This window comes from Bacillus sp. FJAT-14266 (genome assembly GCF_001719225.1).
Taxonomy (GTDB): domain Bacteria; phylum Bacillota; class Bacilli; order Bacillales; family Bacillaceae; genus Bacillus; species Bacillus subtilis.
The window spans coordinates 1802618-1816516 of sequence record NZ_CP017072.1 but is presented as its reverse complement, the minus strand read 5'-3'; the positions used below and the strand labels follow the sequence as shown (position 1 = coordinate 1816516).

14 protein-coding genes and 1 other annotated feature are annotated in these 13899 nt (G+C 42.3%); all 14 genes read right to left on the bottom strand.

The window, feature by feature from the left end; all coding sequences use genetic code 11:
* Positions 1 to 18 precede the first annotated feature (18 nt).
* On the bottom strand, positions 19 to 1140 hold the full coding sequence (locus tag BGM23_RS09495; protein ID WP_029726707.1) for a Nif3-like dinuclear metal center hexameric protein: 1122 nt from the start codon (positions 1138 to 1140) through the stop codon (positions 19 to 21).
* Complete coding sequence (gene trmK / locus BGM23_RS09490) at positions 1133 to 1783, bottom strand: tRNA (adenine(22)-N(1))-methyltransferase TrmK (protein ID WP_003246178.1); 651 nt, start codon at positions 1781 to 1783, stop codon at positions 1133 to 1135. Before trmK ends, BGM23_RS09495 begins: the two co-directional genes overlap by 8 nt.
* A gap of 256 nt (positions 1784 to 2039) precedes the next feature.
* Positions 2040 to 2402, bottom strand: a complete 363-nt coding sequence (gene cccA, locus BGM23_RS09485; RefSeq protein WP_003230068.1) for a cytochrome c550 — start codon at positions 2400 to 2402, stop codon at positions 2040 to 2042.
* A 328-nt stretch (positions 2403 to 2730) separates the two neighbouring features.
* Complete coding sequence (gene rpoD / locus BGM23_RS09480; RefSeq protein WP_003226225.1) at positions 2731 to 3846, bottom strand: RNA polymerase sigma factor RpoD; 1116 nt, start codon at positions 3844 to 3846, stop codon at positions 2731 to 2733.
* Positions 3847 to 4044: 198 nt separating this feature from the next.
* The gene (gene dnaG / locus BGM23_RS09475) at positions 4045 to 5856 is read right to left on the bottom strand and encodes a DNA primase (protein ID WP_003230066.1); all 1812 of its coding nucleotides are present in this window, start codon (positions 5854 to 5856) and stop codon (positions 4045 to 4047) included.
* Between the two features lie 33 nt (positions 5857 to 5889).
* Positions 5890 to 6384, bottom strand: coding sequence for a YaiI/YqxD family protein (locus tag BGM23_RS09470; RefSeq protein ID WP_003230065.1), 495 nt, complete (start codon positions 6382 to 6384; stop codon positions 5890 to 5892).
* Between the two features lie 253 nt (positions 6385 to 6637).
* Positions 6638 to 7450 (bottom strand): pyruvate, water dikinase regulatory protein, encoded by an 813-nt coding sequence (locus BGM23_RS09465; RefSeq protein WP_003230064.1) that lies wholly within the window; start codon positions 7448 to 7450, stop codon positions 6638 to 6640.
* A gap of 25 nt (positions 7451 to 7475) precedes the next feature.
* Complete coding sequence (gene ccpN, locus BGM23_RS09460) at positions 7476 to 8114, bottom strand: transcriptional regulator CcpN (protein WP_003237058.1); 639 nt, start codon at positions 8112 to 8114, stop codon at positions 7476 to 7478.
* Positions 8115 to 8246: 132 nt separating this feature from the next.
* Entirely contained in the window at positions 8247 to 10286 is a 2040-nt protein-coding gene (gene glyS / locus BGM23_RS09455; RefSeq protein ID WP_029726706.1) for a glycine--tRNA ligase subunit beta, read from the bottom strand.
* Entirely contained in the window at positions 10279 to 11166 is an 888-nt protein-coding gene (glyQ, locus tag BGM23_RS09450) for a glycine--tRNA ligase subunit alpha (protein ID WP_003226213.1), read from the bottom strand. The genes glyS and glyQ overlap by 8 nt, the downstream gene beginning before the upstream one ends.
* An 82-nt stretch (positions 11167 to 11248) precedes the next feature.
* Positions 11249 to 11424: a binding site (T-box leader), on the bottom strand.
* Between the two features lie 39 nt (positions 11425 to 11463).
* Positions 11464 to 12231: a DNA repair protein RecO gene (recO, locus tag BGM23_RS09445; RefSeq protein ID WP_003230055.1), complete on the bottom strand. Its 768-nt coding sequence runs from the start codon at positions 12229 to 12231 to the stop codon at positions 11464 to 11466.
* A 36-nt stretch (positions 12232 to 12267) separates the two neighbouring features.
* Positions 12268 to 12411, bottom strand: a complete 144-nt coding sequence (locus tag BGM23_RS09440) for a YqzL family protein (RefSeq protein ID WP_003230053.1) — start codon at positions 12409 to 12411, stop codon at positions 12268 to 12270.
* 147 nt (positions 12412 to 12558) lie between these two features.
* Positions 12559 to 13464, bottom strand: coding sequence for a GTPase Era (gene era, locus BGM23_RS09435; protein ID WP_003230051.1), 906 nt, complete (start codon positions 13462 to 13464; stop codon positions 12559 to 12561).
* Entirely contained in the window at positions 13445 to 13855 is a 411-nt protein-coding gene (locus tag BGM23_RS09430) for a cytidine deaminase (protein ID WP_003230049.1), read from the bottom strand. Before BGM23_RS09430 ends, era begins: the two co-directional genes overlap by 20 nt.
* Between the last annotated feature and the right edge of the window lie 44 nt (positions 13856 to 13899).

The window sequence follows — 13899 nt, the reverse complement described above, 5'->3', positions numbered from 1 at the left end:
GTAAAAGCCTCAGTTTTTTTATAGAAATGTAAATGGATTTGTATCTGTTTCAGAAACAAAGATATTCACGCCAAACTTTTTATCATTACACATTGATGTAAGTTTTCTCGTGACGCCTTCTTTCATGATTTTTTCCGCGTAATGGCCCGGATCAACCACATTTAGGCCAAGCATCATCGCATCATGGGCCACATGGAAGTATAAATCTCCTGTGACGTAAACATCGGCTCCCTTTCGTTTTGCATGATGAATATACTTGTTTCCATCTCCGCCAAGAACAGCTACTTTTTTCACCATGCTGTCAGCATCCCCAACCATTCTGACACCATTGACGTCAAGCTTGTCTTTCACAAATAAAGCGAATTCCTTGAGCGTCATCTCATTTTTAAGGGTTCCGACACGGCCGAGCCCTTTTTCGGCGGGAGTCTGTTCGACAGGATAGATATCGTAAGCGACTTCTTCATATGGATGGCTTTTTATCATTGCATTGATAACAGCCTTTTCGACGCTTTTAGGAAATACAGTCTCAAGCCTTACTTCATGAACAAGCTCAAGCTCTCCCACTTCACCGATAAAAGGCTTAGCTCCGTCCAATGGCTTAAAGCTGCCGATTCCTTCAGATGAAAACGCGCAATGGCTGTATTCACCGATATGGCCGGCCCCCGCATTTCCGAGCGCGGCTCTGACCTGCTCTTCATATTCCTTCGGCACGTAAACTGCCAGCTTTTTCAGAGGATCCGTATAAGTAGGTGCCAGCACTTCCGTCTCACTCAGCTCTAATGCTTCAGCAAGCAAATCATTCACACCGCCGTCCGCAACGTCTAAATTTGTATGAGCTGCATAAACAGCAATATCATGCTTCAAACACTTTTCAATTAACCTTCCGGCAGGCTGATCTGTTGAAATATGCTTTAGCGGCCGGAAAATTGGTGGATGGTGTGCAATAATCAAGTCAACCTCTTTTTCAATCGCTTCATCGATAACGCTCTCTAACACATCAAGTGTAACCATCACATTTTTAATTGGTTTGTTTAAGGTGCCGATTTGCAGGCCGATTTTATCTCCTTCAACCGCATAGGCTTTCGGGGAAAATTGTTCAAACAGCTGGATGATCTGCTGCCCATTTACACTTTTAGCCATGATCGATTACCTCCTTTAACAGCTCCATTCGATCGGCGAGCTCCTTTAATTTTTGTTTGTTTTGCTCTGTATCCGCCGCTTGGCTGATCTGTTCATAAATGCTTTGAGTGTGCTGAAGCTCTTGTGTCCACTTTTTCAAAAAGACAGCATTTTTTTCTTTTGCCAAGAAAGGGCCAACGAGCATCCCGGCTGATAAAGAAATACCGTCATAAGCCGCATCCCTGTCTCCCGCTTCTGCCACCAGCACCTCATAGCACTTTCCGTCCTCTTCAAGGATTACCTCATCTATCAGCGCATATCTTTCTTTATAAAGCCACTCCCTGATATGAACAGCATGAATATTCGGCTGTAAAATGAGCCGTTCCTTCCCCGTTAATTTGTCTTTGCCCGCTTCTAAAATGTGAGCGATCAAAGCCCCGCCCATTCCGGCAATCGTAATGGCATCAGCTTCACCTTTTTTAATCACTTCCAGTCCGTCTCCCTGCCTTACAGAAATGTGCGAGTTTAAGCCTGATTTTTCAACCTGCCGCTTTGCAGACAAAAATGGGCCGTCTGTTATTTCTCCGGCAATCGCCCCGCTGGCTTTATGATTCAGCACCGCATAACAAGGAAGGTAGGCGTGGTCAGAGCCGATATCGGCCATCACCGCTCCATTCGGTATGTACTCCGCTACTGTTTGCAATCGTTTAGATAATTTTAATTCGTTCACTTGTCATCACAACTTTTCTCAATCATTTTTTCCTTTACTATCATATAAAAAATCAGCCCGGAATCCAAGCTGAAGCAAATGATTTTGAAATTATTTCTTTTGATGCGGGTCTGCACGCAGCAGTCAAAAATAAAAGGCTGTCGAGAACATCTCGGCGGCCTGTGAATGTATAAAGAGAAAAATAGTTCTTTTATTTAATTTTTGACACCCACTCTGCCATATCATCCAGCTTATCGGCCGGAACAAGACCGGAAGGCATTCCATTACCGCCTTTTTCGATCTTTGTTTTAATTTCAGCGACATCTTTCTTATCCCCTACACCTTTTAAGCTAGGACCCGAAACACCTTCATAATTTTCACCGTGGCATGCGATGCAGTTTGCCTTGTAAATTTCTTCTGGTGAAGCGTTTGCATCTTTCTTTTCAGCAGATTTGCTTTCTCCTCCGCTCGCAATCTCCCGAGAGTCATCAAGTCCTTTTACTGATAAAAAGAAAGTTAGACCAATTCCTAAAACAGCGATCAGCAAAAATGGAATAAGCGGGTTCCATTTCATTTCCCTTCCCCCTTTTTGATCCTTCCCCCTATGTAAACACTTCTAATTCTAACTTATTTTTACAAAAAGTAAATGGATTGCTATACAAAAGTTTTTTATTCACACTTTATACAAAATTGAATAGAAACATGCCTAAATCTCTAATATCCTTTTTATTCTATTGTATAATGTATTGTATACGCTTACAATAGAAAATATGGAATTAGATTTTGAAATTTTTCACCACAATGTTCATTTGCAAATGACATCATTTTTCAGTAAAATAAAGGCATATTATCCATATATCTTTTTAAAAAAAGAAGAACGGATCTTCAAGACCCGTTCCATCTTATTCAAGGAAATCTTTCAAACGTTTACTTCTGCTAGGATGTCTTAGTTTCCGCAACGCTTTGGCTTCGATTTGTCGAATACGCTCTCTCGTTACTCCAAATACTTTGCCGACCTCTTCTAATGTTCTTGTACGGCCGTCATCAAGACCGAATCGAAGACGCAATACATTTTCTTCACGATCAGTTAACGTATCAAGCACATCTTCCAGCTGCTCTTTCAATAGCTCGTATGCGGCGTGGTCAGAAGGTGAAGTTGCTTCTTGGTCTTCAATGAAATCACCAAGGTGCGAGTCATCCTCTTCACCGATCGGTGTTTCCAGAGATACCGGCTCTTGAGCAATCTTTAAGATTTCGCGTACTTTTTCAGGCGTTAAATCCATATCTTCCGCAATTTCTTCAGGTGTTGGTTCTCTGCCTAAGTCTTGCAGTAATTGACGCTGCACACGGATTAATTTATTAATGGTTTCAACCATATGAACGGGAATCCGGATCGTTCTCGCCTGATCGGCAATGGCGCGTGTAATCGCCTGTCTGATCCACCACGTAGCATACGTACTGAATTTATAACCTTTGCGATAATCAAATTTTTCAACGGCTTTCATCAGGCCCATGTTTCCTTCCTGGATCAGATCAAGGAACAGCATACCGCGTCCGACATACCGTTTTGCGATACTGACAACAAGCCGCAGGTTCGCTTCAGCCAATCTGCGTTTAGATTCTTCGTCACCTTCTTCAATCTTTTGAGCGTAGGCGATTTCTTCTTTTGCAGAAAGAAGGTTAACCCGACCGATTTCCTTTAAATACATACGAACTGGGTCATTGATTTTAACGCCAGGCGGTACACTTAGGTCATTAAGGTCAAATTCTTCTTCGGCTTTGGCAAGCTGCTGAATATTAGGATCTTCTGTTTCTTCATTCTCACTAATTAATTCAACACCTTGTTCACCTAAAAATTCATAATACTCATCCATTTGGTCTGATTCAATTTCAAAGCTGGACATACGCTCAGCAATTTCTTCATATGTCAAAACGCCACGTTTTTTACCAGACTCTGTTAATTGCTCTTTTACTTGGTCGAATGTTAATTCTGTCTCGTGGGTTTGTTTATCAGCCATTATGGATCCCTCCTTCCAAAGCTTGCAACGAATTCTATAAGCGGTATGATTCTTATTCGGTCCATTCAGGCGTTTTCTATGTGAACTGCCTTTAACAATGTGCGAATAATGAAATGACAATTCATGATGAGGTTAAGCGATCTATTTGCTCCTCCGCAAGGAATCATTGCCAATAAATGCTCCTCATCAGTTCTCCAGTTATTTTAAAGATCGGTTCAATGTAACGATTTCTTGAGCCAAAGAAGCAGCTCTTAAAAAATCTTTTTGCCTTTCTGCTTCGGCTCTTTCCGCCTCTTTTTCTTTTATCATTGACCAATTTCTTTGATTCAACACTTTTTTTACATAATCTGATAACTCGGCTTCGCTAAGCTCTTGATTAACCTGAAGCATTAATATATCGGACAAGAGCTGGCTTATATGATCATCCGTCACCCTGGCCATCAGATGCTGAGGCGTCAGCTCGGCTCCCTCTTCATAAAAAGCATAAAGATAAGCGGCTAATGCCCGGTGCTCATCAATATTAAATTGAAACCCTACCCGGTCAATCACTTTTTTGATGACGCTCCGATCTCGAAGCATGTGAGCGAGTAACAGCCTTTCTGCATTTTCATACGCCGGACGCAAACGTTTTTGCCTTGCTTTTGTCGTCAGATGCGCTCGCCGCGTTTTAGTTTCACCGCTATTGTCAGCAGGTTTGTTTTGCTTGCTGAAAACAGACAGCTGCTCAGTTAAAGACTCCTGTGAAAGCGAAAACTCTGAAGCAAGCTGCTTTACATAGACTTCCTGCTCTAGAGACCCTGAAAGCGTGCTGATTTCTTTCAGTACGTCTTTAATGTAAGCTAGGCGGTCGCCTTCATCGGACAGGTTCTTTCCTTTTCGGAAATATTGCATTTTGAACGCCATTACGGTGACACTTGCGTCAATAATGTCGTTTTTAAATTTTTCCCCGCCGAATTTTTTGATGTAATCATCAGGGTCCAATCCGTCAGGAATCATTGCAACTCTGACTTTGCAGCCTTTTTTTTGCAGAAGCTCCGAAGCTTTTAAGGTGGCTTCATAACCGGCTTTATCAGAGTCATAGCAAAGAATGATTTCTTCGACGTTTCTTCTCAGGATCTTGACATGATCATCTGTAAGAGACGTTCCCATCGTGGCTATGCTTTCCTTTACATCCGAGCTTACGGCCGATATGACATCAGCAAACCCTTCAAATAAGACTGCTCTTTCCTGCTTTCTGATATGAAGGCGGGCCTTATAAAAATTGTAAAGCAGTTTGCTTTTATGAAAGAGCGGGGTTTCAGGACTGTTCATATACTTAGGCTGCTGGCTGCCAAGAGCCCTGCCTGAGAAAGCAACAACAGCCCCGTGATGATCATGGATCGGAAACATGACACGGTTTCTGAAGCGGTCGAAATATCCGCTTCCGTCTTCGCGTCTGATCAGGAGACCCGCTTTTTCCATTTGCGCCTCACTAAATCCCCTCTTTACAAGGAATTTCGTGATAAAGTCCCAAGAATCAAGAGCATAGCCAATCTGAAATTCATTAATCAGCTCTTTCGTAAAGCCCCTAGAAAGCAGATAATCCAGTGCCTCTTGACCTTCTTTTGTATTTATTAACAAATGATGGTAAAATTTCTTCAGGAGCTCATGTGCCTCAGCCATTTTTTGTTCTCCAGAAGACTCTGGCCGGGCTCCGGAATGGACTGTTATATCATCTGGAAAATCAATTTGGTATTTGTCAGCAAGGTGAGAAACCGACTCGGCAAAAGAATAGCCTTCCATCTGCCTTAAAAAAGAGAAAACATTGCCGCCCGCTCCGCAGCCAAAGCAATGAAAAATCTGTTTGTCGGGCGATACGGAAAACGAAGGTGTGCTTTCTCCATGAAAAGGACAGAGTCCAAAGTAGTTTCGGCCTTGCTTCTTTAATTGAACATAATCACCTATGACTTCAACGATATCTGCCGACTTTTGCACCTGATCCACAATTTCATCTGGTATCCGATTTCCCATCTTATAACACTCCGTCGTACATTATTCGATGCTTTAGTGCAAAATCCCTTCATCGTTCGACAGGATTTTTTGCAGCAGTGTAATAAATCGTTCTCGATCTTCTTTATTCAATTTTTTAGGCCCTTTGGCATATACGCCTTTTCTTCTTTGTTTGCCGGAAAAATGACGGCCCTCTAGGGCAAAATCAATCGTGTCTTCCTTGTAAAGACGACCTCTTTCCGACATAACAGAGACATTTCTGTTCAACAGCAGAGATGCTAATCCGATGTCCTGCGTCACAACAATATCTCCCGGTTTCACGTGATTTGCGATATATAAATCAGCAGCTTCTTTATGAGGATCAACATACTTCCATTTTTCTTCATTGCTTCTGGAAAGCTGATAATGTTCAAATGAAGCGACAAAAAGAACTTGAACTTCATACTCGGATGCTGTTTGTAAAATTTCATCTTTTACCGGACAAGCATCAGCATCGACAAAAATCGTCTTTTCTTGTTCATTAAGAAGAGTAATTCTCCATCCCTCCATTAAACTCCTGCATAAAAGCAAGCAAAATCGCACATCCTTTATTATTGTGGATGTATATGAATTTGTCGAAAAATTTCCGGGAGAAATTCTTGACATCTTACCCATAATAGTTTATTCGTATCACACGATCCTTAAACCTAAAATTAATCATTTTATCACAATTTTTTATTATAATACAAACTTCACAAAGATGCTATTGTTTTTCATTATTCCCTTTTGGCACAGCCAAAAACCCAGGATAGAGCGTCCTGAGTTATATGTTTTTTGTTTTGAGATGATGGATAATATTTGCTGTTTCCTCAACCGCTTTATTTGAAACATCAACAACCTGGCAGCCGATCCGATCCACAATCTTTTCGAAATACTCGAGTTCCTCTTTGATTCTGTTGATATTTGCATAAATCGCTTTATCATTAAGCCCGAGTGATTTTAAACGTTCTTTTCTGATATGATTCAGTTTATCAGGGCTAATCTTTAAACCGATGCATTTTTTCGGATCAACGTTAAAGAGTTCTTCCGGCGGATCAACCTCCGGTACAATCGGAACATTGGCAACCTTCAGGCGTTTGTGTGCGAGATATTGAGACAGCGGTGTTTTAGACGTTCTTGACACGCCGATCAAAACGATATCAGCTTTTAAAATCCCTCTTGGATCACGTCCATCATCGTATTTAACTGCAAACTCGATGGCCTCCACTTTTTTGAAATAATCTTCATCAAGCTGGCGCACCCGCCCCGGTTCGTATTTCGCTGTTAAACCGTAGGCTGTTTCCATTTTATCAATCAACGGGCCGATAATATCATAATATAAAACATTTGCTTTTTCCGCTTCGGCTATCAAATATTCTCTGATTTCCGGCACCACGAGTGTAAAACAGATAATGCCGCCGTCTGCCTTTGCAAGTGAAATCACTTCATTGATAGTGCCTATATCTTCAACATAAGGAATTCTTCTTACATGAGTATCATCCGCCGATCCGTTAAATTGGCTGAGTGCTGCTTTTACTACCAATTCAGCCGTTTCACCGACGGAATCCGATACAACATAGATGATGCGGTTATTCATATTATCCCCCCGTTAGTTTGCAATCTTATAGGATTTCATTTTCAGATAAACTGACAAGTATTTTGGTCATATTTGTTTTTGTCACTCTGCCGATCACTTCAAAGCCTTTATCGGTGTCTTTGATGACAGGCAGTGCATCAATTTGTTTTTCTATTAAGTGCTTTGCAATGTCCATCACATAATCCTCGCGTCTGCACACCGTAATGTTCGGCATCCTTGTCATAATGATGTGAACAGGGACCGATGTAAGCTCCTGCTGGCCAATGCTCGCTCTGAGCAAGTCTTTTCGTGAAAGCACCCCGACTAAAACAGCATCGCGGTCCACCACAAACAGAGTACCTACATCTTCTAAAAACATGGTGCAAATCGCATCGTACACAGAAACGTTTTCGTGAATCACTACGGGGATAGATTGAAAGTCTTTCACCTGAAGCTTTTTGAGTTTATCCGCCAAAAGCTGTGTGCCGGTTTTTCCCGTATAGAAATAACCGACTCTCGGGCGCGCCTCGAGGAATCCTGACATGGTGAGTATGGCTAAATCCGGGCGCAATGTCGCCCTGGTTAGGTTCAGCTTTTCTGCAATATGCTCCCCTGTAATCGGCCCGTTTTCTTTTACAATCTGCAAAATATGTTCTTGCCGTTTATTTAGTTCGATCGTACTCACCACCTTTTCACTTCATAGCTATGTAAAGAAATAATAATCCATATTATAACGTAAATATCTTGTAATCAAACAAAAAACTTATAAATGGGGAAAAGACGATTACCGATCACACAGCAACCGCCTTTTCTCTCTTTATTTTACAATAAGGGCATTCATATTCGCAAAGGACTTGATCTCATCCGCCAAGCTTACCATTTGCGCTAAACGATTTGCCTTTAATGACTCATTATCCGCTATAACCATTGTATGATCGAAGTAAGCATCGATCGGTTCTTTTAAGGCTGCAAGTGAAGCAAGCGCCGCCTCATAATCTTTGTTGCTGAAGTTTTCCTGCAGATTTTGCTTCGCTGTTTGGTAGGCATCAAACAGTTTTGCTTCGTATTCATTTTCAAAAAGATCAGGCTGAATGTCTCCGCGGACTCCTTTTTTGCTGATAGAGATCACTCGGCCTAACGCTTCGGCTGTTTCCTTAAAACCAGGTGCACCAAGCTTTTGCTCCAGTACTTGTGCTTTATGCAGCGCAGAGTACGGCTCAAGCTCAGAGCTTTCCAGCACGGCGTCAATGACATCATGTCTGATTTGTTCAGCATTCAAGACATATTTCAAGCGCTGAGTGAAGAAATCCAGCAGTTCAATTTCTTTATCGGTTTGTACGAAAGTTAGCAGCTCTTCAAATGAAATTCCCCAGTTGCGGTCAAGAAGAATCGCAACAATACCGCTAGCTTGGCGGCGCAGTCCGTAAGGGTCCTGGGAACCGGTCGGAATTACGCCGATAGAGAAGAATGAAGCGATTGTGTCAAGCTTATCCGCCATTGCCACAACAGCTCCGGTGAAAGTAGAAGGCGTTTCTCCGCCCGCTGATCTAGGCATATAATGTTCATTAACTGCCGCCGCCACAGCTTCATCTTCGCCAAGCATTCTCGCATACTTTTCGCCCATAATTCCTTGAAGTTCAGGGAATTCATATATCATATGCGTCACAAGGTCGAATTTAGAAATTTCAGCAGCCCGCTTCACATGTTTTAATGTATCTTCATCAGCCTGAAGACGAACGGCAAGTTTCTCTGCGATTGATGTGACTCTTCTAACCTTATCAGCAAGAGAACCAAGCTCTTCATGGAAAACGATATTTTCAAGCTTCTTCACATTTGCATCAATGTTTAGTTTCTGATCTTCCTTGTAGAAGAATGACGCATCAGATAAACGTGCGCGCAGCACTTTTTCATTGCCTCGGGCCACATTTTCAATCGCGTGGCTGTTGCCGTTTCGGACTGTGATAAAGTGAGGCAGCAGGTCACCGTTTTTGTCTTTGACAGGGAAGTAGCGCTGATGCTCTTTCATTGTTGTGACAAGCACTTCTTCAGGAATTGACAGAAACTCGGATTCAAATGAACCGTAAAGAGCTGTCGGGTATTCTACTAAATGATTCACTTCATCAAGAAGGTCTTCGTCAACTGGAATGCTCCAATCGTTTTCAGCAGCCATTGCTTCCAGCTGAGATTGAATCATTTGCTTTCGGACGCTAGGATCAGCAATAACATGCCGTTCTTTCAGCTGCTCTTCATAAGCTGAAGGTGATTCAATTGACACTTCATGTCCGAGGAAACGATGTCCCTGTGTTGTCCGTCCAGACTCAACGTTTGTGATCGAAAATGGAATGACATCCTGTCCAAATAATGCGACAATCCATTTGATCGGTCGGATATAACGCAAATCTTCATTTCCCCAGCGCATGTTTTTCGGGAAATGCAAGCTTGTAATTAAACCGCTCAGTTCCGGCAGAAGCGACTTCGTTTCTTGGCCGGCTTGGAATTTTTGCACGAATACATACTCTATGCCTTTTACTTCTTTGATGTACAGGTCTTCCACATTTGCGCCTTGGCCTTTTGAAAAGCCGATTGCCGCTTTTGTCCAGTTCCCGTCCGCATCAAGGGCAATTTTTTTCGCAGGCCCTTTTGCTTCTTCTTTTATATCATCCTGCTTTTCTGCGACATCCTTAACGAACACAGCAAGACGTCTCGGTGTATTGAAGAGTTTCACTTCACCGTGAGTAATATTTTTTTCTTTAAGCCAGCCTGTCAGCTTGTCGCCAAGCTGAACCATGCTTTCATTCAAAAAGCGCGCCGGCATTTCCTCTAATCCGATCTCTAAAAGTAAATCCTGTTTACTCATGAGAAGAACCCTCCCCTTTAAGCATTGGGAACCCTAGTTTTTCTCGTTCCTCATAATAGGTTTTTGCTACTTTTCTAGCTAAATTCCGCACTCTTGCGATATAGCCCGTCCGCTCGGTAACAGAGATCGCACCTTTGGCATCAAGCAGGTTGAAAGTGTGCGAGCATTTCAGCACATAGTCATATGCTGGATGAACAAGTCCGTTGTCCATTTGCTTGATCGCTTCTTTTTCATATGTGCTGAACAATTGGAACAGCATATCGACGTCTGATGTTTCAAACGTATAAACAGAATGCTCATATTCAGCCATCATGAATAAATCTTTTACTGTAAACCCTGACGTCCATTCCAAGTCAAACACGTTTTCTTTATCCTGGATATAAGACGCGAGACGCTCAATTCCATACGTAATCTCTACAGAAACGGGTTTACACTCTAATCCCCCGACCTGCTGGAAATACGTAAATTGTGTTATTTCCATTCCGTCAAGCCAAACTTCCCAGCCTAGACCCGCGCAGCCTAAAGACGGATTCTCCCAGTTGTCTTCAACAAAGCGAATATCGTGCTCAAGCGGATCAATTCCAAGAGCACGCAAGGAATCCAAATACAGCTCTTGAATGTTATCAGGAGACGGTTTAATAATGACCTGGAACTGATGATGCTGATACAGTCTGTTCGGGTTCTCCCCGTAGCGGCCGTCTGCAGGACGTCTGGAAGGCTCTACATAAGCCACTTTCCACGGCTCAGGGCCGATACTGCGCAAAAATGTATACGGGCTCATCGTGCCGGCTCCTTTTTCTACATCGTAAGCCTGCATAAGCACACAGCCCTGACTGGACCAATGCTTTTGCAAGGTTAGAATCATGTCTTGAATATTCATTTCAAGCACCTCCACTTTTCTTTCATAAGTTGACTGCGGCAGCAACCAAAAAACTCCCGTCTCTATGCTTGCCAGCCGCAAACATAGGGACGAGAGTTCTCCCGCGGTTCCACCCTAGTTGCTGAGAACAAAATCCCAGCCTCTTTTTTTAAAATTGCTCAAGAATGCCTTTCGTTGCGTGCTCATCCTTAGCTTACACCGCCCTAAGGTCGCTTTCATGAGGTAAACGCAAGTACTTCTTTCTCTCACTGCAACATATTTTATAATAAATGATCATATAAAAAGATGGACCAAATGTCAACTTTTGTTTTCACCCATAAGATGTTTCATGCTTTCCATTTGATCTAAAAAGCGCTTTGATTTTAAATACAATCCCGAATATTCTTCGTAATATAAATCAATCACTTGCTTTAATTCAGCTTTTGTTTCCTCTTTTAAGGACACATTGCCGAGTCTCGACAGATCAAAATAGTAAAAGAGCCTTAACAGCCTTGCCGTTTGCGGTTTAATCGGTATCCTGTAAGGATCTTTTTCAAAACAGCGGTGGCATATAAAACCATTATCACGAACAGAGAAATGAAAGGTTCCGTCTTGGCTTTTACAATGTACACAATGATTCAGCTCAGGATACAGGCCCATGACACCGAGCATCTTCATTTGAACAATGAAGGTGATAACATCCGGATCTGTTCCTTCATTCAACTGTTTTAATGATTCTAATATGAATTCAAATAAATAAGGATTTGGCTTTTTTTCTTCTGTGCCTCTGTCGACTAACTCAGCAACATAGGCAGCATATGCTGTTAAAAACAAGTCTTCCCTGATGCCTCTCATGCTGAGGATCATTTCCCCCTGCTGAAGCGTTCCGAGGCCCGATGTTTTTTGCATTAAGAAAGAACCATACAAAAAGGGCTGGCTGACTGCTGATAAACGGCTGTTCGGTTTTTTGGCGCCTCGTGCCATAACACCTATTTTTCCGTGTTCTCTTGTCAGTAATGTTACGATTTTATTCGTCTCTCCGTAATCATTTGTGCGAAGAACGATCCCTTCACATTTTGTCAGCATTTCCGCACCTTCCTCAAGCAGGAGCGGCCAAGAGGTTTATAAAATTGGATAATCAAATCGGGCTAGCTCATCTTCTAGTTCTTCGGGTCTTTCCATGTTCTCTTTTTCCAGTTCTTTAAAAAGAAGATACGTATCAACATTTCCTGTTTGAGAAAATACGTTCCAGGTAAAATTCAACACAAGAAACCCACCTTTCTGTAGTTAAACTAGCTTACCTAAACTCCAAATTCTTACCTTTATCTTGACCAGATGTCCTCCATTTCATGTTAAACAAAATTTGCTAATGTATCCCTGTTCCTGTGAGATAATGACACACACGGGAAGAGATTAATATTCGTCCTCTTTAAAGCCAAAATCGCGAAGCTGGGACATTTTATTACGCCAGTCTTTCTGCACTTTCACCCACAATTCAAGGTAGACACGGGAGCCCAACAGTGCTTCAATATCCGCTCTCGCTCTTTTTCCAACCTCTTTTAGAAGGCTTCCTTTTTTACCGATCACGATGCCTTTCTGGGAATCCCGCTCGACCACAATCGTTGCCGCTACGTGCACAGAACCGTTGTCCTGCCCTTTGATGGATTCGATGGCCACCGCAATGCTGTGCGGGATTTCTTCTCTCGTCAAATGCAGCACCTTTTCCCTGATTAATTCAGAAATGATAAATCGTTCAGGGTGGTCAGTTACCTGGTCACTCGGATAGAATTGCGGCCCTTCCGGCAAATACGCTTCGATCTGCGCGAGCAAGGTTTCGATGTTATTTCCTTCTAAAGCAGAAATCGGAACAATTTCCTTAAAAGGATAACGTTTGCGGTATTCGTCAATTAGCAGAAGCAATTGGTCGGGATGAATTTTATCAATTTTGTTTACGATTAAGAATACAGGCGTAGACATCGTCTGCAATTTCTCAATGATGAATTCGTCGCCCTTCCCGTAGCCTTCCTCAGCATTGATCATAAACAAGATCAAATCGACTTCTTTTAATGTATTTTGCGCCACTTTCATCATAAAGTCCCCAAGTTTATGCTTAGGTTTATGAATCCCTGGTGTGTCAATAAAAATGGTTTGTGATGTGCCTGTCGTCAGTACTCCTTGCACCTTGTTTCTCGTCGTTTGGGGCTTATCGCTCATGATCGCGATTTTTTGTCCAATGACTCTGTTCAAAAATGTAGATTTTCCTACGTTTGGTCTTCCAATAATGGATACAAATCCTGATTTAAAGCTTTCGTTCGTCATGTAAATCCTCCGATGAAAATGCGCCTGGCAATAATTCTTCCACAGTCATTTCTTTTATTTGTCCTTGTAAATTAGTCAGTACGACAATAACGTCTTTTGTGCAAAGCTCAGAAATCACCTGTCGGCAGGCTCCGCACGGAGATACTGGTCCAGGGGTGTCAGCCGCAACGGCCAGCATCTGAAACTCTGTATCCCCTTCAGAAACAGCTTTAAATAAAGCGGTACGCTCGGCGCAATTGCACATGCTGTATGCCGCGTTCTCAATATTGCAGCCTCTGTACACTTTTCCATCCTTGGTAAGAAGAGCGGCTCCTACTTGGAATTTGGAATACGGCGCATATGCCATATCACGCGCTTTTAAAGCTTCTGTTATTAATTCTTGTCTGTTCATGTGTACATTCCTCTCTTACCTATAATGGTACCGCTATCACTTTA